Source organism: Devosia yakushimensis (assembly GCF_030159855.1).
GTDB classification, from domain to species: Bacteria; Pseudomonadota; Alphaproteobacteria; order Rhizobiales; family Devosiaceae; genus Devosia; species Devosia yakushimensis.
On record NZ_BSNG01000001.1, the window covers coordinates 1,755,470 to 1,776,785 of the forward strand.

General features: G+C 63.1%; 20 protein-coding genes. 13 read left to right on the forward strand and 7 right to left on the reverse strand.

The annotated features are described in order from the left end of the window. Positions 1–276: 276 nt before the first annotated feature. Positions 277–3,060: a DNA gyrase subunit A gene (gene gyrA, locus QQL79_RS08620; RefSeq protein ID WP_284389857.1), complete on the reverse strand. Its 2,784-nt coding sequence runs from the start codon at positions 3,058–3,060 to the stop codon at positions 277–279. Positions 3,061–3,234: 174 nt separating this feature from the next. Between gyrA and QQL79_RS08625 the strand changes: the two genes are divergently transcribed. The 4 genes from QQL79_RS08625 to QQL79_RS08640 all read left to right on the forward strand — a co-directional run bounded on the left by QQL79_RS08625 (position 3,235) and on the right by QQL79_RS08640 (position 5,491). After that, positions 3,235–3,573, forward strand: a complete 339-nt coding sequence (locus QQL79_RS08625) for an ArsR/SmtB family transcription factor (protein WP_284389859.1) — start codon at positions 3,235–3,237, stop codon at positions 3,571–3,573. Next, entirely contained in the window at positions 3,570–4,046 is a 477-nt protein-coding gene (locus QQL79_RS08630) for an SRPBCC family protein (RefSeq protein ID WP_284389861.1), read from the forward strand. The genes QQL79_RS08625 and QQL79_RS08630 overlap by 4 nt, the downstream gene beginning before the upstream one ends. Positions 4,047–4,073: 27 nt before the next feature. Next, positions 4,074–5,117, forward strand: coding sequence for a S66 family peptidase (locus QQL79_RS08635; RefSeq protein WP_284389863.1), 1,044 nt, complete (start codon positions 4,074–4,076; stop codon positions 5,115–5,117). Positions 5,118–5,182: 65 nt separating this feature from the next. Next, entirely contained in the window at positions 5,183–5,491 is a 309-nt protein-coding gene (locus tag QQL79_RS08640; protein WP_284389864.1) for a hypothetical protein, read from the forward strand. 70 nt (positions 5,492–5,561) lie between these two features. On the opposite strand, the gene QQL79_RS08645 is transcribed toward QQL79_RS08640, so the two are convergent. Beyond that, positions 5,562–5,948 carry a VOC family protein gene (locus QQL79_RS08645; RefSeq protein ID WP_284389866.1) on the reverse strand — a complete coding sequence of 129 codons (387 nt, stop codon included), beginning with the start codon at positions 5,946–5,948 and terminating at the stop codon, positions 5,562–5,564. A 90-nt stretch (positions 5,949–6,038) separates the two neighbouring features. After that, a complete protein-coding gene (locus QQL79_RS08650) occupies positions 6,039–6,440 on the reverse strand; it encodes a winged helix-turn-helix transcriptional regulator (protein ID WP_284389868.1) in 402 nt (133 codons plus the stop codon). 144 nt (positions 6,441–6,584) lie between these two features. Here QQL79_RS08650 and QQL79_RS08655 point away from each other — a divergent pair, with 144 nt between their 5' ends. Then, positions 6,585–7,466: an NAD(P)H-binding protein gene (locus tag QQL79_RS08655; RefSeq protein ID WP_284389870.1), complete on the forward strand. Its 882-nt coding sequence runs from the start codon at positions 6,585–6,587 to the stop codon at positions 7,464–7,466. 278 nt (positions 7,467–7,744) lie between these two features. Here QQL79_RS08655 and QQL79_RS08660 read toward each other — a convergent pair whose 3' ends face one another. Then, positions 7,745–8,071: a hypothetical protein gene (locus QQL79_RS08660; RefSeq protein WP_284389873.1), complete on the reverse strand. Its 327-nt coding sequence runs from the start codon at positions 8,069–8,071 to the stop codon at positions 7,745–7,747. A gap of 316 nt (positions 8,072–8,387) precedes the next feature. Here QQL79_RS08660 and QQL79_RS08665 point away from each other — a divergent pair, with 316 nt between their 5' ends. The 3 genes from QQL79_RS08665 to QQL79_RS08675 all read left to right on the forward strand — a co-directional run bounded on the left by QQL79_RS08665 (position 8,388) and on the right by QQL79_RS08675 (position 12,797). Next, positions 8,388–10,730 carry an efflux RND transporter permease subunit gene (locus tag QQL79_RS08665; protein WP_284389875.1) on the forward strand — a complete coding sequence of 781 codons (2,343 nt, stop codon included), beginning with the start codon at positions 8,388–8,390 and terminating at the stop codon, positions 10,728–10,730. A gap of 83 nt (positions 10,731–10,813) precedes the next feature. Continuing rightward, the gene (locus QQL79_RS08670) at positions 10,814–11,341 is read left to right on the forward strand and encodes a hypothetical protein (protein ID WP_284389876.1); all 528 of its coding nucleotides are present in this window, start codon (positions 10,814–10,816) and stop codon (positions 11,339–11,341) included. Between the two features lie 88 nt (positions 11,342–11,429). Beyond that, a complete protein-coding gene (locus QQL79_RS08675; RefSeq protein ID WP_284389878.1) occupies positions 11,430–12,797 on the forward strand; it encodes a sensor domain-containing diguanylate cyclase in 1,368 nt (455 codons plus the stop codon). Positions 12,798–13,001: 204 nt separating this feature from the next. On the opposite strand, the gene ssb is transcribed toward QQL79_RS08675, so the two are convergent. Beyond that, positions 13,002–13,517: a single-stranded DNA-binding protein gene (gene ssb / locus QQL79_RS08680; protein WP_284389881.1), complete on the reverse strand. Its 516-nt coding sequence runs from the start codon at positions 13,515–13,517 to the stop codon at positions 13,002–13,004. A gap of 278 nt (positions 13,518–13,795) precedes the next feature. On the opposite strand from ssb, the gene QQL79_RS08685 reads away from it, so the two are divergent. From QQL79_RS08685 to trmFO, 5 genes are all read left to right on the forward strand, one after another. After that, complete coding sequence (locus QQL79_RS08685; protein WP_284389882.1) at positions 13,796–14,440, forward strand: LysE family translocator; 645 nt, start codon at positions 13,796–13,798, stop codon at positions 14,438–14,440. 223 nt (positions 14,441–14,663) lie between these two features. Then, positions 14,664–17,558, forward strand: coding sequence for an excinuclease ABC subunit UvrA (gene uvrA, locus QQL79_RS08690; RefSeq protein ID WP_284389883.1), 2,895 nt, complete (start codon positions 14,664–14,666; stop codon positions 17,556–17,558). A gap of 391 nt (positions 17,559–17,949) precedes the next feature. Next, positions 17,950–18,102, forward strand: coding sequence for a hypothetical protein (locus QQL79_RS08695; protein WP_284389884.1), 153 nt, complete (start codon positions 17,950–17,952; stop codon positions 18,100–18,102). A gap of 200 nt (positions 18,103–18,302) precedes the next feature. Further along, complete coding sequence (locus QQL79_RS08700) at positions 18,303–18,452, forward strand: DUF1127 domain-containing protein (protein ID WP_081917282.1); 150 nt, start codon at positions 18,303–18,305, stop codon at positions 18,450–18,452. Positions 18,453–18,654: 202 nt separating this feature from the next. Beyond that, on the forward strand, positions 18,655–20,037 hold the full coding sequence (gene trmFO / locus QQL79_RS08705; protein WP_284389891.1) for a methylenetetrahydrofolate--tRNA-(uracil(54)-C(5))-methyltransferase (FADH(2)-oxidizing) TrmFO: 1,383 nt from the start codon (positions 18,655–18,657) through the stop codon (positions 20,035–20,037). A 13-nt stretch (positions 20,038–20,050) separates the two neighbouring features. On the opposite strand, the gene QQL79_RS08710 is transcribed toward trmFO, so the two are convergent. Both QQL79_RS08710 and QQL79_RS08715 read right to left on the reverse strand, forming a co-directional pair. Further along, complete coding sequence (locus QQL79_RS08710; protein WP_284389893.1) at positions 20,051–20,893, reverse strand: phytoene/squalene synthase family protein; 843 nt, start codon at positions 20,891–20,893, stop codon at positions 20,051–20,053. After that, on the reverse strand, positions 20,893–21,276 hold the full coding sequence (locus QQL79_RS08715; protein WP_284389896.1) for an Mth938-like domain-containing protein: 384 nt from the start codon (positions 21,274–21,276) through the stop codon (positions 20,893–20,895). The genes QQL79_RS08710 and QQL79_RS08715 overlap by 1 nt, the downstream gene beginning before the upstream one ends. Between the last annotated feature and the right edge of the window lie 40 nt (positions 21,277–21,316).

Genomic DNA, 21,316 nt, shown 5'->3' on the forward strand with positions numbered 1-21,316 from the left:
CTCTCAACCCGGCGCAAGCGGCGGGTGGCCCTCGGGTCAAGCCCGAGGGAAGCGATAGAGGGTGAGGTGAATCGGGAGATAATCTCGGCCGGCGACCCATAGACCGTTTCTTCTCCCCGACGTCATTCCCCGCGTAGGCGGGAATCCATCTTCCAAGTTCCTCGGAGCGAAGAATGGATTCCCGCCTACGCGGGAATGGCGCTGTGTGGGACGAGGTCGTGGCAGAGCCCCCCAACACCCAGGAAAACAAAAAAGGGCGCCGAAGCGCCCTTTTTCTTATTCGCTAGGAGGTGTTTCCGGCGCCTCTGGAGCTTCCGGGCCGTCCGGGGCTTCCGGGCTGTCCGGAGTTTCCTCATCTTCCTCGGGCTCGCTGATATGCTCGACCGAGACGACCTTCTCGTCTTCGGCGGTGTCGAAGACGATGACGCCCTGGCTGCCGCGCGAGACGATACGGATGGGCTTGTCGCCGCCCACCGGCAGGCGGATGGTCTGGCCGCCGTCGCTGATCAGCATGATCTGGTCGTCATCGGCCACGGGGAAGCTGGCGACGAGGTTGCCATTGCGCTTGTTGACCGCCATGGCGACGATGCCCTTACCGCCACGGCCGGTGATCCGGTATTCGTGGCTGGAGGTGCGCTTGCCATAGCCGTTTTCGGAGATGGTGAGGATGAACTGCTCGACCGCGCTCATCTGGGCATAGCGTTCCTGGCTCAGTTCGCCGGCAACCACATCGCCCTCGTCCGAGCCGTTTTCTTCGCTTTCACCCTCGCCACGCACGGCGCGGCTCATCTTGAGATAGGCGGCGCGTTCTTCGGCGCTGGCATCGGAGTGGTTGATAACAGCCATGGAGATGACCGTATCGTCCTTGGCCAACGCGATGCCGCGCACACCCATGGAGTCGCGGCCCTTGAACACGCGCACATCATCCACCTGGAAGCGAATGGCCTGCCCCAGCGCCGTGGTCAGCAGCACGTCATTATTGGCGGTGGCCGTCTCGACGCCCACGATCGCATCGCCCTCATCGAGCTTCATGGCGATCTTGCCGTTCTGGCGCACTTCGACGAAGTCGGCCAGCGAGTTGCGGCGCACGGTACCGCGCGTCGTGGCAAACATGATGTCGAGATTGGCCCAGCTGGTCTCGTCCTCGGGCAGCGGCATGATGGTGGTCAGCCGTTCGCCCTGTTCCAGTGGCAGGATATTGATCAATGCCTTGCCGCGCGCATTGGCGGCCGCCAGCGGCAGACGCCACACCTTGAGCTTGTAGGCAATGCCCCGATTGGTGAAGAACAGCACCGGGGTATGGGTATTGGCGACAAAGAGCCGGGAAACGAAATCTTCCTCGCGGGTGGCCATGCCCGAGCGGCCCTTGCCGCCACGGTTCTGCGCCCGATAGGTCGAGAGCGGCACGCGCTTGATGTAACCCTCGTGGGAAATGGTCACCACCATGTCCTCGCGGGCAATCAGGTCCTCGTCGTCGAAATCGCCAACAACGTCGGAAATTTCGGTGCGGCGCGGGGTGGCGAACTGTTCCTTGATCTCGGTGAGTTCGGTGCGGATGATCTCGATCACCCGTTCGCGCGACCGCAGGATATCGAGATAGTCCTCGATTTCCGCGCCCAGGCCGTTGAGTTCATCGCCGATTTCATCGCGGCCCAGCGCCGTCAGGCGGGCCAGGCGCAGCTCGAGGATGGCGCGGGCCTGTTCCTCGGACAGATTGAACGTGCCGTCATCATTGATGCGGTGACGCGGATCGTCGATCAGCTTGATCAGCGGCTCCACATCGGCCGCCGGCCAGCGGCGGGTCATCAGTTGCTCGCGCGCCGTTGCCGGATCGGGCGCGGTGCGGATCAGGGCGATAACTTCGTCGATATTGGCCACGGCCACGGCCAGGCCCACCAGGATATGGGCGCGGTCGCGGGCCTTGTTGAGGAGGAACCGGGCGCGACGGGTAACCACCTCGTGACGGAAATCGATGAAGGCGCCGAGGATTTCCTTGAGGTTCATCAGCTGCGGCTTGCCGCCATTGAGCGCGACGAAATTGCAGCCGAAGGAGGATTGCAGCGCAGTGAAGCGGTAGAGCTGGTTGAGCACGACATCGGCCAGCGCATCGCGCTTGATTTCGACGACGACGCGCATGCCCTCGCGCGAGGATTCGTCGCGCATGTCGGCAATGCCCTCGATGCGCTTGTCGCGCACCAGTTCGGCGATCTTTTCGACCAGCGCGGCCTTGTTCACCTGATAAGGCAGCTCAGTGATGATGAGCGCCTCGCGCTCCTTGCGCACTTCCTCAACCGCAACGCGCCCGCGCACCAACACGGAGCCACGCCCGGTCTCGTAGGCCGAGCGGATGCCGGCGCGACCCAGGATAATGCCCCCGGTGGGGAAATCGGGCCCGGGCAGCACTTCGAGCAGTTCTTCGGTCGTGGCGTTCTCATTGTCGAGCAGCAGCAGGGCTGCGCTGATGGTTTCGCCCAGATTATGGGTGGGAATATTGGTGGCCATGCCCACCGCGATGCCGCCGCCGCCATTGACCAGCATATTGGGAAAGCGCGCCGGCAGCACGGTCGGCTCCTTTTCGGAGCCGTCATAGTTTTCCTTGAAGTCGACCGTGTCCTTGTCGAGATCATCGAGCAGGGAATTGGTGATCTTCTGCATGCGCACTTCGGTGTAACGCATGGCGGCGGGCATATCGCCATCGACCGAGCCGAAATTGCCCTGCCCTTCCACCAGCAATTCGCCCATGGAAAAATCCTGGGCCATGCGAACCAGGGCCATATAGACCGACTGATCGCCGTGCGGGTGGTATTTACCGATAACGTCGCCGACCACGCGGGCCGATTTGCGATAGGGCTTGTTGTACTCGTAGCCATTCTCGTTCATCGAGAACAGGATACGGCGATGCACCGGCTTCAAGCCGTCCCGCACATCGGGCAGCGCCCGGCTCACGATCACGCTCATGGCGTAATCGAGATAGGATTTGCGCATCTCGTCGGTGATCGAGATCAGGGAGATATCGGACGGCTGCGGCGCGCCGGTTCCGTTGTCAGGCGTATCGGTCACTGGGTGATTCTTGCTTGTTCGAACTAGCCAATATGTAAGCGATTTCGCCCGGAATTGCTAATTTTAGCCGGGGGAAGCTGTGGAGAGCACGGCGCGCCGTCTGAATGGACCGGCTTGACTCGGTGCTCCTGGCTTTGTATTTACTCAACAACGTAATTACGTATATGAGCAAATATGCAGGACCAGCTCACCATTACCTTCGCCGCCTTGGCCGATCCGACACGGCGGGCCATCCTTGCCCGGCTGACGGAAGGGCCGGCCACTGTCAATGAACTGGCCGAGCCGTTCGCCACCACCCTGCCGACGATTTCCCGGCATCTCAAGGTGCTCGAGGAGGCGGGGCTGGTCGTCAAGGAGCGGTCCGCACAATACCGGCCCTGCCGGCTCGAAACGGCTCCGCTCGAGGCCGCCGATCAGTGGATTGGCCAATACCGGGCCTTTTTCGGTGAGCGGTTCGACCGGCTCGGAGACCAATTGAACACCATGCTCAAGCCCAAAGGAGACGCGTCATGAATGGCCAGCCTCAAAAGCGCGGTTTCACTGTCACCCGCACCTATCCGGTGCCGCCCCAGGCCGTCTTTGCCGCCTGGACCGAGCCCGATCTGCTGGGCTGGTTCTTCAATCCCGGCATGCCGGTCGAACAGGCGCCCGAGGTCGACCTGCGGGTTGGCGGCGCCTGGCGGCAGCTCATGGTCGAGCATCCCGGCAAGTCCTATGTGACGGGCGGGATTTATCGCGAGATCGACCCGCCGAGGAAGCTGGTCTTCAATTTCGGCGCCGTGGGCGGCTGGCCCGATCTCGCCGGCGGGCTGGACGATGCCCTGCTCGTTACACTGCTGTTCAACCCCATGCCGGGCGGCGGCACGGAAATGATCTGCCGGCTTGAGGTCCCGCCCCATGTCAGCGACGAAAAAGCGCGTGAATGGTTCGCGCTGGGCATCGAAGCCGGTTGGTTGCAGACGATCGAGCGGCTAAAGCTGAGTTGAGCGAAAAAGCCGCCGGGGGAGACGACGATGACGCTGCTAAAACCGCGAGCCCTTGCGGCCGGCGACCGGATTGCCGTGGTGAGCCCGTCCTGGGGCGGGCCGGGCATTTTTCCGCAGCGCTATGAGGCCGGCAAGCGGCAGCTCGAGGCGGAGTTCGGCGTCACGGTGATCGACATGGCACATGCCAGAGCGGATGCGGCTTGGCTTTCGGCCAATCCCCAGGCCCGCGCCGAGGATCTGATGGCGGCCTTTGCCGACGAATCCATCGCCGGCATATTCAGCTCGATCGGTGGGGACGACTGCATCCGGCTGCTGCCCTATCTCGATCTCGAGGTCCTCCGGCAGAATCCGAAAGTGTTCCTCGGCTTTTCCGATACGACGAGCCTGCACCTAGCCTGCTACGCGGCGGGGATTACCTCATTCTATGGTCCCAGCATCATGGCCGGCTTTGCCGAGAATGGCGGCATGCACCGCTATACTGCCGATGGCGTGCGGCGGGTGCTGTTCAGCAGCGAACCGGCGGGCCCGGTGCCGCTCAATACCGAGGGCTGGACGGCCGAGCGCCTGGAATGGGGCGATCCGGCCTTGCAGCAGCAGCGGCGGCGCCTGCAACCGGCCGATGCGCCGCTTGTGCTGCAGGGCCACGGCATTGCGGAGGGGCATTTGCTGGGAGGCTGCGCCGAGGTGCTGGAAATGGTCAAGGGCACGGCATGGTGGCCGCCGCTCGAGGCATGGCGCGGCGCGATCCTCTTCATCGAAACCTCCGAAGAGGCGCCGCCTGTCGAATTTCTGCGCTATTGGCTGCGCAATTATGCGGCGCAAGGCATTCTGGGCGTGCTGAACGGCATTATCCTGGCGCGGCCCGATCCCAAGGGCGACGCCCATTATCGCGAGAGGCAGGAGCAGGCGCTGCTGACCGCGTTGGGCGAAGCCGGGCGCGCCGACCTGCCGGTGTTGTCGGGCCTCGATTTCGGCCATACCCAGCCCATGCTCACCCTGCCCTATGGCGCCAGGGTGCGGATCGATTGTGCCGCCGGGCGGCTCACTATTCTGGAGGCGGGAGTGGCCTGACGACGCAACTCCGCGGCCCTATCGGACATTTTCTCTGCAAGTGACACAAGCATCCGGGAGGAATGATGAACGTCTCGAACCTTCAGCTACAGGGGCTCTATCTGGCCGTTGCGTCCATCAACAATGCGCTGGTCGCCAAAGGCGTGCTGACGCGCCAGGAGGTGGACACCGCCCTGCGGCGCGCCGAGCAGACCGCCCTGGGCGACGAGCGGCTGACCGAGGAAATGAACCCGTCCGGCCGCGACGCCGTGGCTTTCCCTGCCCGGCTGCTGCAACTGGCCAATAACAGCGCATCGGAAACCAGTATCGCCTCGTTTGCCGAGCTGGCCAAAATGGTCGGGCAGACCAAGGGCCATTATCCGGACGAAGCCTAGCCCCCGATCGACCTCACTGCGGGCGTCATCCCGGCGCAGGCCGGAATGACACCGTGGGTGATACGAGTCCTCAGCCAATGACCTGCGCCAGTTCCCAGGCATGGCCGGCCGGGTCGGCGAAGGTGGCGGTGCGGCGGCCCCAAGGCCGGTTGATGGGGCCGTTGAGGAATGTGACGCCCTTGCCTTGCAGCTCGGCATAGGCCGCATCGACATCGTCGACCCGCACGGTAAACAGCATGCGCGGCCCTGAATCCGCCGCGCCGACGGGCGATGGCGTGACCAGCATGGGCGCTTGACTGGCCCGCAGCAGGTTGATCATGGCGCCCGAAAATTTGAGCAGCGCCGAGGCTTCGTCCTCGCCGAGAACTTCCGGGTTGAAGACCTTTTGGTAAAAGGCCTTGGCGGCGCCGATATCCTCGACGAATAGCGTAACGACTTCGATGGCATCCAAACGCATGGATTTGCTCCTTGTTGCTGAGTGACCGGCATCCGGTCATCTCCGCGACGCTTGGCTGCACAAGGCTTCGACTATTCGCCGAAGAAAAAATCAGGCCGCCTTGTCGAAATCGGTGCGGGAGCGATCGATCTGGCCGTAATGCTGGTCGGCCCAGCGGATCAGATAGCTGAGCGGCTCCGTCAGCGAACCGCCCAAAGCGGTCAGCCGATACTCGACCGAAGGCGGCTTGGTATCGAAGACATGACGCGAAATCAGCCCGTCCCGCTGCAATTCGCGCAGGGTCTGGGTCAGCATCTTCTGGGAAATATCGGGAATTTCGCGGCGCAGCTGGTTAAAGCGCCGGGGGCCGGCCGCCAGCGTCAATATCAGCAGCATGCTCCATTTGTCGCCAATCTTGTCGAGCACGCCGCGCACCGGGCAATTGCCGATCGGCCCGGCATTGCTGCTCCACTTTTCGACATAATGGCTGGCTTCCTCTTGCAAGGTTCGCACGTGAGTTACCTCCAGGTGACGTTGTCCCGAGAAAGTGCCTCCTTTCGCCGCGCCAAATGGCATCCTAGATAGGCACTCTCTAATCGATACCTACTCTCTCGGCGCATCTGCTGCAAGGGAGCGGTGCCAACCAAGGAGAGACAAATGGCAGATTTCAAGAACAGCGCCCTGCTCGTCACCGGGGCTTCAGGACATTTCGGGCGCCTGGCGGTCGAGGCCCTGCTGGCGCGCGGCGCCACCAAGATCATCGCCGGCACGCGCGATCCGTCCAAGCTGGCCGATCTGGCCGCCAAGGGCGTTGAGGTGCGCAAGCTGGACTTCAACGACAAGGCGAGCCTTGAAGCCGGCTTTGCCGGGGCCGAGCGCGTGCTGCTGATCAGCACCGACGCGGTCGGCAGCCGCATCGAGCAGCAGCGCAATGCCGTTGCCGCCGCCAAGGCTGCCGGGGTCAAGCACATTGTCTATACCTCGGCGCCCAATCCGCGGCCCAATCCCGGCACCGGGGTTTCCCCCGAGCATTACTGGACCGAGGTCGCCATCGCCGCTGCGGGGCTCGACTTCACCTTCCTGCGCAATCACATCTATGCCGAAATCACCCTGCTGGGCGCCGGTTCGGCCATCGGTTCGGGCCAGCTCTATGACGCCACCAATGGCGGTGGCCGCTCCTATGTGGCGCGCAAGGACGCGGCCGATACCGCCGCAGGTGCCCTGCTGACCGCCGAAGGCCAGCTCATCCTCGACGTCACCGGCCCCGCCGCCGTGACCCAGGAAGCGCTCGCCACCGAATTCGCCAAGCTGAGCGGCAAGCCGGTGGCGCGCGTGGGCCTCACCACCGACCAGCTGCGCGGAGGCCTGGTCGCCGCCGGCCTGCCGGCCGGCATGGCCGATGTGATGGTGGCCTTCGATATCGACGCGGCTGGCGGCTATCATGCCATCGTCACCGATACGGTGGAGCAGTTCACCAACCGCAAGCCGGAAGCGCTGGAGGCATTTCTGGCGGCCAATCGTGGGGCTCTGGCGGGGTAATATCGCAGCGCGGCGCCCGAATGGTGCCGCGCTACCCGCCTGCTTGCCAGAGGTCGTTTTTCCTCCACGGTGTCATTCCCGCGAAAGCGCGAGGTTTTTGTCCCCTGGTGGGGCCGAAAGCATATCCCTCCCCAACCTCAATCGCCTCGCTCGGGCTTGACCCGAGGGCCTCTCCCAACCCGGCGCAAGCGGCGAGTGCCCCTCGGGTCAAGCCCAAGGGAAGCGGCGGAGGTTGAACCAGCGCTGCCCCTGCTACGCTATCCGCGCCCTTCCCCGCATCAGTCGCAGAATGCCGCAAGCCCCATGCCTTGTTTCGCGGCGCGAGCAAGCATCCCGTGCATCGTCTCGAACGCGGCACGCGGCCCACGCTCAGCGCCGAGCGTGTCGGCATTCGCGTTGAACACGCCCAGCATCGTCAAAACCTGGTCCGGCCGCAGTAGCGTGTCGTCGAAATAGCTGAGGTCTGCTCCCGCTTGCCTGCATTGGTCCAAGACAGGAGCCAGGGAGCGATGCGCAGCGAGGTCGATGGAACCCGCATGCTCCAATCCGCGTGGGTCCTCCGGCATGGCGGAGCACGAAGAAGGGACGAAATAGATGTCGAACATCGCTTGTCGCTTTTTGGGGGTAATAGGGTGGTCGTCGAGGGCGAGGGCTTAACACATCTTTTGGGCACCATCCCTCCCCCACCCACAATCGCCTCCCTCGAGCCTGACCCGAGGGCCTCTCCCAACCCGGCACAAGCGGCGAGTGGCCCTCGGGTCGAGCCCGAGGGAAGCGCAGCGGGTGTTATTGAATTGAGCTCCATCCCTCCCCGCTGGACGGCTCACCACCAAACCCGGTAGGACTGCGCCAGCGTCGTGCGCGTTGCGGAGTCGGTATCCTTTGGCTGGTTCGTGGTTCAGGCGTCTCTGGGCGCGGTTGGTGTACGACCGCTCGATCGGTTTCGGTCTTGAGCATATCGGGCTGGCCGCCTTGCGCTATCCGCGCGCCATTGCGCTGGCCGTGCTGGCCTTCAGCATAGTCTGCGCCACCCAGATTCCCCGCGCCTGGGTCGATGGCGACCTGCTGCGCATCTATGCCCATTCCGGGCATTATTACGATGCCTATGAGCACCTCTCCGACACGTTCGGCACCTTCGAGAACGACCTTTACCTGCTGGTCAGTTCGCCCACGCTGACCCAGCCCGAAACGCTGGAGCAGGTGCGTGAGCTGGCCTTCGATCTCGAGCTTAACGAATTCGCCGTCGGCACCATGTCGCCCTTCACCCTGCGCAAGCCCGATGGCGGCGGAACATCCGTGCCGGCCGTGCCCGAGGGGATGACCGATTTCGCCCAGGTCGCCCTGGCGCTGAGCCAGTTGCAGCAGAACGATCCGATGATGCGCAATCTCATCACGCCGGACCTCACTGGCGTGGTGCTGATCATGTTCCCCAATCAGGACATGGTGCGCGAGCATGGCACGAAGGCAATGATCGCCTCGGTGCGCGACACCATCGCCTATTATGCCGATAGCGACATCGATGTGGAGCTGACCGGCCCGCCCATCTGGACCACCGAAATGGTCAATGCGGCGGTATCAGACCAGATCAAGTTCACGCTTTGGGGCTTTGGACTGGGCACGTTGATTGCGCTCTTGGCGCTGCGCTCGGTGCCCGGTGCGCTGATGGTGGCTGCTACACCCTTCGTGGCCGTCATGTGGACCATGGGCATGGTGATCCTGCTTTTCGGATCGTTCTCCTTCCTCACCATCATCGTCACGACGCTGGTATTGGTGATCTCCTTTGCCGAGTCCATGTTCTTCGTCTTCAACTGGCTGGCCTATTGGCGTGCCGGGATGGAGCCCAACAAGGCGGTCGATGCCACGGTCAAGCTGGTCGGCCCCGCCACGGCGCTGACCATGCTGACGACGCTGGTGAGCTTTGCCTCGCTGGCGCTGACACCCGGCCAGGGCATTCGCGAATTCTCGATTGCCGGGGCCATCGGCTCGGCCCTGCTGTTTGTCTGCCTCATGACCTTCATGCCGCTGATGCTGAAGGCGGCCTTGCGCATCGGCTTCAAGGCGCCGGGGCGGCCGAGCCTGGTGCTGACCGCGCCACTGCCGCTGAGCTGGTTCCTGGCCAGCCGGTTCGGGCGGCCGCTATCCATTCTGGCCATAGCTGTCACCCTATTGCTGTTCATTCCCTATGGCCTGATCCAGCCGCATTTTTCCTTCGAGGATTTCGTGGCCCGCGATTCCAGCGCCCTGGCGACGGCGGCTGAAATCGATAGCGGCGTGGGCGGGGTGGCGCCGATCTATATAAGGGTGCCGCTCAAGCAGAACGATCCCGATGTCGGGGACGCCGATTTCGAGACGATCAAGGCCGCCCACCAGATTCTCGAGCGGCATCTGGGGCAGAACAAGGTCATCTCGGCGGCCAGCGCCAGCAATTACATCGAGAGCGGTTTCAGCCGCGCCGAGGTGCTGGAATCGGTCGGCCCGTTCATGCGCCACCGCTTCGTCACCGACGATGGCTCGCAGGCGCTCATCACCGGCTTCATGCCGACCATCGTGGATTCCGATGCCCTCAAGCAATTGGTGGAGGATGTCGATCGGGAACTGGCGGCGGCCGGGGTGGAAAATGCCGAGATCGGCGGCTTCCGCATTCTCACCACCTATGCCACCGACCAGATCGTGCGCGGGCTGCAGCTCGACCTGACGCTGAGCGTGCTGGTCAATCTGGCGCTGATCGGCTTTGCCTTCCAGTCCTTCCGGGTGGCGCTGGCTTCGGCCATTCCCAATCTCTTTCCCGTGCTGGGCACCGAGGCCTGGCTTTATTTCAGCGGAGCGGGACTGCAGCTCACCACGGTCATCGCCCTCACCATCGCCTTCGGCATTGCGGTGGACGATACGGTGCATTTCCTCTCCCACTATCTGCATGGCCGGCGTGAGGAAGGCCGCACGCATATGGAGGCGATCAAGCACACGCTCGAGCGGATTGGCGGCGCCATTGTCGGCACCACCATTATCCTCTGTTCGGGCATGGTCATCGTGGTCTTTTCCGACATGCCGCAGGTGGCTCTGTTCGGCACGCTCTTCGTCTCGACGCTGGGCTTTGCCCTGATCGGGGACCTCTTCATCCTCCCGGCGCTGCTAGCGGCGGGCGGCAGGTTCTTTCAGCCCCTGGGCCGTATCCGCGTGCGCATGGCCGATCACGATCCGACGCCGGACGATCCCACCGGCGAGGCGGCGACTGAAATTATCCGTTCTAATCCCAGCACGACATAGGGAGCCCGCTTGCGCGAAAATTTGCCGCCCCATTACAAGAATAGGACGATGATTCGGCGCGTTCGCCGTGGAGCCCTGGTGCAATGACTTTTCTCGGACCTTTGTCGCGTGCCGCAGCACTGACGGGCCTGCTCTTTTCGGCGGTTTTCGGCGCCCTACCGGCTGCCGCCGCACCGGCCGATGTGGAATTGCTCAAATCCTATATCGGGGAATGGCGCGGGCGCGGCACCGTGACCGGGGCGAATTCGGAGACCGTGGTCTGCCGGCTCTCGCTCAAGCCGGGCAATCAGGACAAGGTCAATTACACCGGCCGCTGCACCGTGGCGGGCAGCCAGCTCTCGATGAATGGCACGATCGCCTATATCGAGGCCAGCAAGCGCTATGAAGCGGCCATGACCTCCAATGTCGCCTTTACCGGCCTTGCGGTTGGGCAGAAGCGCGGCGGCGGGCTGATCTTCAATCTGCGCGAGCGCGACCAGGACGAAGAGGGCAAGGAAATCGGCATCACGGCGCAGATCGCGCTCAATGGCGGCGCCATCGATGTCAATTTCGAGGTCATGTATATTGCGACCGGCGAATATATCCGCGCCCAGGTGCCGTTCAACAAGTAGTCGGCAACTCCTTGAAATCATGAAGTCTTAACTGTGCTGCGCTAGCGTTCGGACAATCGAACTCCTAGGACGAGCGCCAGTGCGCCCCATGCAGTCATCCGCCGCCTTTCTGGGCCACCCGCCTTCGGGCGAGGCAAGGCCTGCGGCGCTTGATGCGCGGCTCGACCGGGTCCGGCAATTGCTTGGCGTGGATGGCGCGGCGCTGGCTTTTGCCGGCAGCCAGGCCATGCAGATCCTGTGGCAGGCCGGCGTCAGCGGCCAGATCGCCAAAGACCTGGCCGAATTGCATGCCCATGCCGCGCAAGGCACCGGGCCGCTTGTCATTGCCGATACCGGCCGCGGCGCCGTCCGCTTTTATGCAGGTATTCCGGTGACGTTTGGCGAGGGCGAGCCGCTTTTGCTCAGCCTGTTCGATGCCAGGCCGCGGAGCGCAGCCATGGCGGGCCAGCTGGGCATTCTGGCGCAGGAGGTGTTTGGCGGGGATAGCGAGCAGCGCAGCCAGGCCATGATCGTCCGGCTCGAATCCGAGCTTGCCGAGCGCGAGCAAGCCATTGCCGACCTGCTGGCCACGCGCCGGCGGCAGCTCGAGCTGTTCGAGCGCGCCTCCAAGACGGCCCGGATCGGGGTCTGGGAATGCGACCTCAGCGACAATAGCCTGACCTGGAGCAACGGGGTCTATGACCTGTTCGAATTCCCGGTGGGCTCGGTGGTGACGCGCGAGGAAACCCTGCGCTGCTATTCGGACGCATCGCGCGAGGCCATGGAGCGGGCCCGCGCCAAGGCCATCGCTGAATGCAGCGATTTCAGCCTCGATGCCGAGATCACCACCGTCAAAGGCCGCCGCCGCTGGATGCGGCTGACCGGTACGGTCGAGACGCGCAATGGCGTCGCCACCCGCATTTTCGGCATGAAGCAGGACATTACCGAGGAAAAGCTGCTGGCCGACCGCACGCGCTATCTGGCCGAATTCGACGTGATGACGGGGCTGGCCAATCGCAGCCAGTTCCAGGCGCGGCTGGCCGAGCTCGACACCAGGCCGATCGGCGCCTTGCTGCTGGCCGATCTCGATAATTTCAAGCAGATCAACGACACCTATGGCCATGCGCTTGGCGACGAATGCCTCAAGGAGGCTGCCGCCCGCCTGCGCGATGCCTGCCCGGCCGCCGAGCTGGTCGCCCGGATCGGGGGCGATGAATTCGCGGTTCTGTTGGGGCATGAGACGACGCCGGGGCAAATCGAGGCCGTGGCCGAACGCATCGTGGCGGAAATCGGCAAGCCGTTCATGCGGCTGGGACAGATGCTGACCCTGGGTGCCTCGGTGGGCGTGGCCTACCCCGACGGCAGCCCGGCTCCCGATCTCTTCAAGCGCGCGGATACCGCGCTTTATGCGGCCAAGGCCGCCGGACGGAACACCAGCCGGACATTCCATGCGGGGCCGCAGCACACGGTGAATTAGCTTCTGAGGCTCGCGGTACCCCCTCCTAACCTCCCCCTGATAGGGGGAGGGACCGTCTGGTGGTTTAGGACGCGATCTTGCCCAAGAGTGGAGAGATCCCTCCCCCTATCAGGGGGAGGCTAGGAGGGGGTATCCCAGGATATAACGCCACGACCCGCACAAAAAAGGAGGCCGGCGGCCTCCTTTCAACGTCTGGTCCCCGCCTCAAAACGGGATATCATCATCCATGCCGCCGGGCTCGAAGGCCGGGGCGTTGGAGGATGGGCGCTGGCCGCCGCCACCACCGGCCGGGCGCGCACCGCGGAAGCCGCCGCCATTGTCGGCGCTGCGGAAACCGCCATCGCCGCCGCCGGCATTGTCGCCGTCGCCACGGCCATCGAGCAGCGTCAGGTTGGAATTGAAGCCCTGCAACACGATTTCGGTGGAATATTTATCCTGGCCGGACTGGTCCTGCCATTTGCGGGTCTGCAACTGGCCCTCGATATAGACCTTGGAACCCTTGCGCAGATAGCTTTCGGCCACGCGGGTCAGGCCTTCCGAGAAGATCACCACGCGGTGCCACTCGGTCTTTTCGCGCTGTTCGCCGCTATTGCGATCCTTCCAGCGCTCCGAAGTGGCGATGGACAGGTTCACCACCTTGCCGCCGCTGGGCAGATTGCGCACTTCGGGATCGGCACCCAGATTGCCGACGAGGATCACCTTGTTGACGCTGCCTGCCATAGCAAAATCCTTTCAATTCAGTCCCGGGCCTTTCCGGCCGCCGGGACGCTCACATATTGCATTGCCGGGGCCAGCGGCCCCTTGGTCGCCGGACCTTACTCCGCCCTGCCCCGTCCCGCGCGCCAAACTTGGCGTTTTGAACAGAAGTGACGGGCCCTTGCACAATTGTTCTCTATATGTTCCAATTCTTAACGCAGGTCAAGCCCGCTGCTGACACAGTTTGTCAGCAGGGCTCGGCCAAGCCAGCGGCACTCCACCCATCCGTTGCGAGATCATGATTGGATTATGCTCAGGCTCTCTGGCTTTATCTCGTGCTGTTGTTCGGCATCATCATCGTGCCCGGCATGGACATGTTTTTCGTGCTGGCCAATGCGCTGACGGGTGGACGGCGCGCCGGGCTCGCCGCCACGGCGGGGATCATGCTGGGCGCGGTGGTGCATACTCTCTTCGGGGCGCTGGCCGTGGGCGTGCTGACGCAATTGCCGGTCGAGGTTTTCCGCACCATGATCCTGGTCGGCGCGGCCTATATGGCCTGGATCGGCTATACGCTGGTGCGCAGTTCGATCACGGTCGACCATATCGGCAAGGCCCAGAGCCGGTCGGGCTGGGTGGCGTTCCGGCAAGGCACCATCACCAATCTGCTCAATCCCAAGGCCTATATGTTCGTCATAGCCGTGTTTCCGCAATTCATCCGACCGGAATTCGGCCCGGTTTGGCAGCAGGCATTGGTCCTGGGCATCATGACCATCTCGATGCAATTGCTGATCTATGGCGGGCTTGGGCTCGCCGCCGCAAGGGCACGCGACGCCCTGATCGGCAACCCGCAGGTTACGCAATGGATCGGCCGTGGCGCGGGCGTGCTGTTCATCCTGGCAGCCGCCTTCGCCGCCTGGCATGGGATATTCGGTCATGTCGGGGCTTGACCGAATCCAGTTTGTTCCTTTTATGTTCCATATGCGACAGTGAAAGGCGTTTTGCGCAACCCTGCCCTGACACGATAAGGTGACGCCGGGGCGCAAGGCCCGGTAAGATGGCCGCTTGCGGCCAAGACGGTTGGCTCCTATCTCTGCACTTGCCAGCCAATATGACCCGTACTTTATATGCCGCCTGTGCCTGACACGGCGCAGCCAGCCATGGACTTCGACAATGATGCAAAAGCCCAGCCAGAACCGAGAGATCGTCGTGCGCGGCGCCCGCGAGCACAATCTCAAGGGCATCGATGTCCGGCTGCCGCGCGACAGCCTGATCGTGATGACGGGGCTTTCCGGCTCGGGCAAGTCGTCGCTGGCCTTCGACACCATCTATGCCGAGGGGCAGCGGCGCTATGTGGAGTCGCTCAGCGCCTATGCGCGGCAATTCCTCGAAATGATGCAGAAGCCCGACGTGGAGCATATCGAGGGCCTCTCCCCCGCCATTTCCATCGAGCAGAAGACCACATCGCGTAACCCGCGCTCTACCGTTGGCACCGTCACCGAGATCTATGATTACCTGCGTCTGCTCTATGCGCGCGTGGGCATTCCCTATTCCCCGGCCACGGGCCTGCCCATCGAAAGCCAGACCGTCAGCCAGATGGTGGATCGCACGCTGGAGCTGCCCGAGGGCACGCGGCTCTATCTGCTGGCGCCCATCGCGCGCGGCCGCAAGGGCGAATACAAGAAGGAACTGGCCGATCTGATGCGCAAGGGCTTCCAGCGCGTCAAGATCGATGGCGAATATCACGAGATCGAGGATGCGCCAGCCCTCGACAAGAAGTTCAAGCACGATATCGAAGTGGTGGTCGACCGTGTGGTGGTGGGGCCCGATATTGCCGGCCGGCTGGCCGAGAGTTTCGAGACGGCGCTGAAACTGGCCGATGGCATTGCGCTGATCGAATATGCCGATGAGAAGAACGAGGATGGCACGCCGCGCCAGACTACGTTCTCGGAGAAATTCGCCTGCCCGGTGAGCGGCTTCACCATTACCGAAATCGAGCCGCGGCTGTTCTCGTTCAACAATCCCTTCGGGGCCTGCCCCGTCTGCGACGGGCTTGGAACCGAACAGAAGATCGATCCGGACCAGATCGTGCCGGATACCTCGCTCTCGCTGCGCGACGGCGCCATCCTGCCCTGGTCCAAGACCAGCGCACCTTATTATCTGCAGACCCTCTCGGCTGTGGTGAAGCATTTCGGCGCCTCGACTGGCACAGCCTGGTCCGACCTGCCCTTCGAGGTGCAGCATGCCGTGCTCTTTGGCACCGACAAGACACCGATCAATTTCGTCTATGACGATGGCCTGCGCCAATACAAGACGACCAAGCCTTTTGAAGGGGTGATCGGCAATCTCGAGCGCCGGTACAAGGAAACCGAAAGCGCCGGCATGCGCGAGGAAATCGAGAAATACATGTCGGCCAAGCCGTGCGTGGCCTGCAATGGCTACCGGCTCAAGCCCGAGGCGCTGGCCGTCAAGATCGATGGCCTGCATATCGGCCAGGTTACCGAGCAGTCGATCCGCAATGTCTCGAAGTGGTTTACCGCCCTGCCCGAGCGCTTCACCCCGACCCAGAAGCAGATCGGCGAACGCATCCTCAAGGAGATCACCGAGCGGCTGAACTTTTTGAACGATGTGGGGCTGGAATATCTCTCCATGTCGCGCAATTCGGGCACCCTGTCGGGCGGGGAAAGCCAGCGCATTCGCCTTGCCAGCCAGATCGGCTCGGGGCTGACAGGCGTGCTCTATGTGCTGGACGAGCCCTCCATTGGCCTCCATCAACGCGACAATGCGCGGTTGCTCGATACGCTGCGGCGGCTGCGCGATCTGGGCAATACGGTGATCGTTGTCGAACACGATGAGGATGCCATCCTCTCCGCCGATTACGTGCTCGATATCGGGCCGGGTGCGGGCGTGCATGGCGGCCATATCGTGGCCGAGGGCACGCCGCAGGACATTCTCAATCACCCCGATTCCTTGACGGGCAAATATCTGTCGGGCCGCATGGGCATTCCGCTGCCGGCGGAACGGCGCGTGGCCAAGAAGGGTAAGGCGCTCAGCGTCAAAGGCGCGACGGGCAACAATCTCAAGAATGTCTCGGTGGATGTGCCGCTAGGCATGTTCGTCGCCATTACCGGCGTATCGGGCGGCGGCAAGTCGACGTTGATGATCGATACCATGTACCAGGCCATTGCCCGGCGGCTGAATGGCGCCCGCGTGGTCCCTGCCCCGCATGAAAGCCTCACCGGCCTCGAATTCCTCGACAAGGTCATCGATATCGACCAGAGCCCGATCGGCCGCACGCCGCGCTCCAACCCGGCCACCTATACCGGCGCCTTCACGCCGCTGCGCGAATGGTTTGCCGGCCTGCCCGAGGCCAAGGCACGCGGCTATGGCCCGGGCCGGTTCAGCTTCAATATCAAGGGCGGCCGTTGCGAGAAGTGCGAAGGCGACGGCGTGCTCAAGATCGAGATGCACTTCCTGCCGGATGTCTACGTCACCTGCGATGTCTGCAAGGGCAAGCGCTACAATCGCGAAACGCTCGAGGTGCAGTTCAAGGGCAAGTCGATTTCCGACATCCTGGACATGACCATTGACGAGGCCGTCGATTTCTTCTCGGCCGTGCCGGTCATCCGCGACAAGTTTGCCACCCTGCAGCGGGTGGGGCTGGGCTATGTCAAGGTCGGCCAGCCGGCCACCACCCTTTCGGGTGGCGAGGCGCAGCGCGTCAAGCTTTCCAAGGAGCTGTCCAAGCGCGCCACCGGCCGCACGCTCTACATGCTGGACGAGCCGACCACGGGCCTGCATTTCCACGACGTGGCCAAGCTGCTCGAAGTGCTGCATGAGCTGGTCGAGGGCGGCAATACGGTGATCGTCATCGAGCATAATCTCGAAGTCATCAAGACGGCGGACTGGATCATCGATCTGGGCCCAGAGGGCGGCGATGGCGGCGGAGAGATCGTCGGCGTCGGCACGCCCGAGGACATCGCGGCCAATCCGCATTCCCACACCGGCACCTTCCTCAAGGAAGTCATGGCCCGCCGCCCCATGCGGGCCAGCCAGGCAGCGGAGTAGGCTTGAGCGCGAGGTGGTTGGGGCGTTTGCGCGTGTATCGGTGGTGCGCCGACGACTCCCCACCACAATCGCCCTCGGGCTCGACCCGAGGGCGATTGCGATTGTGCAGCAACCGGTGCTCCACTGATAAGCCCGCGGATGGTTGAGAGCCTCAACACCCCCGTGCCACAAAACGCCGCGCTGGATGCTAACAGTCTGTTAGCCGATCTCCGCCACGTGCCAACAGCCGGCCAATCCCGCCACATCATACCTAAGTCTAACACCATTATGACAAAGCGCGGATTCGGCCATGCGCTCGCTGCATGATGCATTTGTAGTTTGAGCCATGGCGCTTCCTAGCGAACAGGATCATCTTCCTAAGCGTCGCAGATCTTCATGGAGGACCTGACCGATGTTCGTGCGTGCTGTATGGCGCCTCAAGCGCCTGGTGGATTTGAAGCAGACTTTGCGTGAGACGGACGTGCCATCCACGCGAGACGCCGACCTGCTGGGGATCTCCGGCCCCGACTTCTCCAAGATGACCAAGGGCCTGTTCGACCGCTGATCCCAGCCATGCCGCTGGTGGCAGAGGCGGCCGCCGGTTCGCCACCCGGCGGCCTTCCGCCTGCCGCATCGCTTAACCGGAAATGAACGAGCCCGGTTAATGCCCCGCGCAGAATGCATAGCTCGTTTGACCAATCTCCCACTGCTCATTCGGCAGGCGCTGCCCTAAATATAGCCTCGTAAACGAAAGGAGACTACCAAATGGACATCCGTAAAACCTTCAAGAAGTGGGCCGCCTACCAGCAGACCGTCCGTGAGCTTGCCGCTCTCGACAATCGTCAGCTGAATGACCTTGGTATTTCGCGCACCGACATCAATCGGATTGCTCGTGACCATGCCAGCTCGCTCTAAGATTTGCTGCACTGAATTTTCAGACTACGCAAATCGAACACCCGCCTCTCTCTGAGACGCGGGTGTTTTGCTTTTTGGCCGGCAATTCACCCGATGAAATTGGACCGGCAGCTTACCCAACTTATCCCCGCCCCTTGAGCGGCATGATAATCTCCCAGCTACAGTTGTTGCGCTCGGCCTTGCTGCTTGCTACCTGACGGCCATGCAAAACGAACCTATTCATATCATCGGCGGCGGGCTCGCCGGGTCTGAAGCTGCGTGGCAGGCGGCCGAAGCGGGCGCCACGGTTATCGTCCACGAAATGCGCGGCGTGCGCAGCACCGACGCGCATAGCACCGACAGCTTTGCCGAGCTGGTCTGCTCCAATAGCTTCCGCTCCGACGACCACGAACAGAATGCCGTTGGTCTGCTGCACGAAGAAATGCGGCGCCGCGGCTCGCTGATCATGCGAGCCGCCGACCTGCACAAGCTGCCGGCGGGCGGCGCGCTGGCTGTGGACCGGCACGGCTTTTCCGACGAAGTCACCCGCGCCATCCACAACCACGCCAATATCACAGTGGTGCGCGAAGAGATTGCCGGCTGGCCGCCAGAGGACTGGAAGAATGTCATCATTGCCACCGGCCCCCTCACCTCCCCGGCGCTGGCCGATGCCATCCTTGCCAAGACGGGCGAGGATTCTTTGGCGTTTTTCGACGCCATTGCGCCGATTGTGCATCGCGACAGCATCAATATGGACATTGCCTGGGCGCAGTCGCGCTATGACAAGGCGGGGCCCGGCGGAACAGGCGCGGATTATCTCAACTGCCCGATGAACCGGGATCAATACTATGCCTTTGTCGAGGCACTAATCGCCGCGCCGCTGCATGAGTTCAAGGATTGGGAAAAGGTACCCTATTTCGACGGCTGCCTGCCGATCGAAGTCATGGCGGAACGCGGCGTCGAAACGCTGCGGCACGGCCCGATGAAGCCGGTGGGGCTGACCAATCCGCGCGATCCACTGGTCAAGAGCTATGCCATTGTGCAGCTGCGGCAGGACAATGCGCTGGGCACGCTGTGGAACATGGTCGGCTTCCAGACCAAGATGCGCTACGGCATTCAGGCGGAAATCTTCCGCATGATCCCGGGCCTGGAGAATGCGCAATTTGCCCGGCTGGGCGGGTTGCATCGCAATACATTCCTTAATTCGCCCAAGGTGCTGGGGCCGGACCTCAAGCTCAAGGCCGATCCGCGCATTCGCTTTGCCGGGCAGGTTACGGGCGTCGAGGGCTATGTTGAAAGCGCGGCGGTGGGGCTGATCACCGGGCGGCTGGCCGCGGCGGAAAGCCGCGGCGAGAGCCTGGCAACGCCGCCGCTGACGACGGCGCTTGGCGCGCTGGTGGCGCATATCACCGGCGGGCATATCGAGGCGGAAGGCTATAGCGGGGCGCGCAGCTTCCAGCCGATGAATGTCAATTTCGGGTTGTTTCCCGAGGTGACGATCACCAAGCCCGAAGGCGTGGGCCGCTGGCGAGGCAATGACAAGACCATTGCCAAGCGCAAGGCGATCACTTCGCGGGCACTTGAAGATCTGAAGGGCTGGGCGTAAGCGCCCTGCCCCTCTACCGATTGCGCAACGACCACCATACAAGACGCGTGATCTTGCGCCAGTCGGCCTCGTCGGGCGCCGATGCGAAGGCATTGCGTGGCGTATCAAGCAGCGCCAGTTGCGCCTTGAGCACTGCAATCGCCGCAAAGGCGGGCTTTAGCCTGCCGGGCAGCGCGCTAATGGCAGCATCGGCCTTGGCGAGATGGCCCGTCGCCAGTTCGGTAATCTGGCCCAAAGCCTCGATCACGCCTTCGCTCTCCTGGCCGGAGAAGATTTCGCGTTCCGTGACGCCGTTGGCGGCGAAGATGGACCAGGGGAGCATGATGCGGCCTTGGGAGGCGGTGTAACCGAAGGCGCGCAGATGGCCGACCATGGCGTGGGCGACGCCCAGATGGCCGGCAGCGTCGCCGGTTTCAACGGGTTCGCCTTCATTGAGGACCATGGCGGCGAGCTGGTAGAGGGTCGAGGCCGTCTCCCCCGCATAGCCCTCGAAACTTTCTAGATCGGGCATGGGATCGTCATAGAGATCGAAACGGCGGGCCGCGATCAGGCGCTGCAGGGTACCGGCGGGAATGCGGTAGCGCTCCATGGTGCCGAGCAGTGCATCGGCCACGGGGTTTTGCCTGACATCGCCATGGCCCTGCCCGCCGACAGCGTCGGCCCACCATTGCAGGCGGATTTCGCCGGGAGCCGGGTTGCTGACGCGGTCGCGCACCGAGGCGACGTCGGCATTGAAGGCGTAGAGCGCGGTGATGGCGTCGCGCCCTGCCCCGCTCAATACGAGCGTGGCGAGGTAGCGGTCGCGATCATTGGCGCGGAGATCTGCCGCGGCATGGGCGAAGCTTTCGACGGCCATCAGCGGGCCCGATCGACGGCGATAAGGGCCGCGGCGACGGCGCGTTGTTCGCCGAACAGAACATTATAGGTGCGAACGGCGCCGCCGGTGCCGATGGCCTCGACGATGACATTGCGCTCACGGAAGGCCTGGCGGATCGTGGGATCGAGCGCGGCGATGTCGTGGCCAAGGCCGATAAACAGCACGTCGATGTCGTCGGCCACGGCGAGGACCGGCGCGAGGCTTTCGAGGGTCAATTCGGCGAGCGAGGTCACATCCCAGGCGTGCATGCCGGTAGGCAGGCAGAGCAGCGAACCGCGATGGGAGAGGCCGGCGAAACGGAAGCCGCCATTGCCATAGGCGTCGAGGCCGACCTGTTCGGGATAGTGTCCCGTTTCGTTCAACGCTGTCTCCTGCAGTCCTGGCTTTCGACTAAACGTTCGA

Excerpts from the sequence above, each read along its gene's own strand:
- QQL79_RS08625 (WP_284389859.1), top strand. The coding sequence starts at position 3,235 with ATGCAGGACCAGCTCACCATTACCTTCGCCGCCTTGGCCGATCCGACA.
- QQL79_RS08630 (WP_284389861.1), top strand. The coding sequence starts at position 3,570 with ATGAATGGCCAGCCTCAAAAGCGCGGTTTCACTGTCACCCGCACCTAT.
- QQL79_RS08635 (WP_284389863.1), top strand. The coding sequence starts at position 4,074 with ATGACGCTGCTAAAACCGCGAGCCCTTGCGGCCGGCGACCGGATTGCC.
- QQL79_RS08640 (WP_284389864.1), top strand. The coding sequence starts at position 5,183 with ATGAACGTCTCGAACCTTCAGCTACAGGGGCTCTATCTGGCCGTTGCG.
- QQL79_RS08645 (WP_284389866.1), bottom strand. The coding sequence starts at position 5,948 with ATGCGTTTGGATGCCATCGAAGTCGTTACGCTATTCGTCGAGGATATC.
- QQL79_RS08655 (WP_284389870.1), top strand. The coding sequence starts at position 6,585 with ATGGCAGATTTCAAGAACAGCGCCCTGCTCGTCACCGGGGCTTCAGGA.
- QQL79_RS08660 (WP_284389873.1), bottom strand. The coding sequence starts at position 8,071 with ATGTTCGACATCTATTTCGTCCCTTCTTCGTGCTCCGCCATGCCGGAG.
- QQL79_RS08670 (WP_284389876.1), top strand. The coding sequence starts at position 10,814 with ATGACTTTTCTCGGACCTTTGTCGCGTGCCGCAGCACTGACGGGCCTG.
- QQL79_RS08675 (WP_284389878.1), top strand. The coding sequence starts at position 11,430 with ATGCAGTCATCCGCCGCCTTTCTGGGCCACCCGCCTTCGGGCGAGGCA.
- ssb (WP_284389881.1), bottom strand. The coding sequence starts at position 13,517 with ATGGCAGGCAGCGTCAACAAGGTGATCCTCGTCGGCAATCTGGGTGCC.
- uvrA (WP_284389883.1), top strand. The coding sequence starts at position 14,664 with ATGATGCAAAAGCCCAGCCAGAACCGAGAGATCGTCGTGCGCGGCGCC.
- QQL79_RS08695 (WP_284389884.1), top strand. The coding sequence starts at position 17,950 with ATGTTCGTGCGTGCTGTATGGCGCCTCAAGCGCCTGGTGGATTTGAAG.
- QQL79_RS08700 (WP_081917282.1), top strand. The coding sequence starts at position 18,303 with ATGGACATCCGTAAAACCTTCAAGAAGTGGGCCGCCTACCAGCAGACC.
- trmFO (WP_284389891.1), top strand. The coding sequence starts at position 18,655 with ATGCAAAACGAACCTATTCATATCATCGGCGGCGGGCTCGCCGGGTCT.
- QQL79_RS08710 (WP_284389893.1), bottom strand. The coding sequence starts at position 20,893 with ATGGCCGTCGAAAGCTTCGCCCATGCCGCGGCAGATCTCCGCGCCAAT.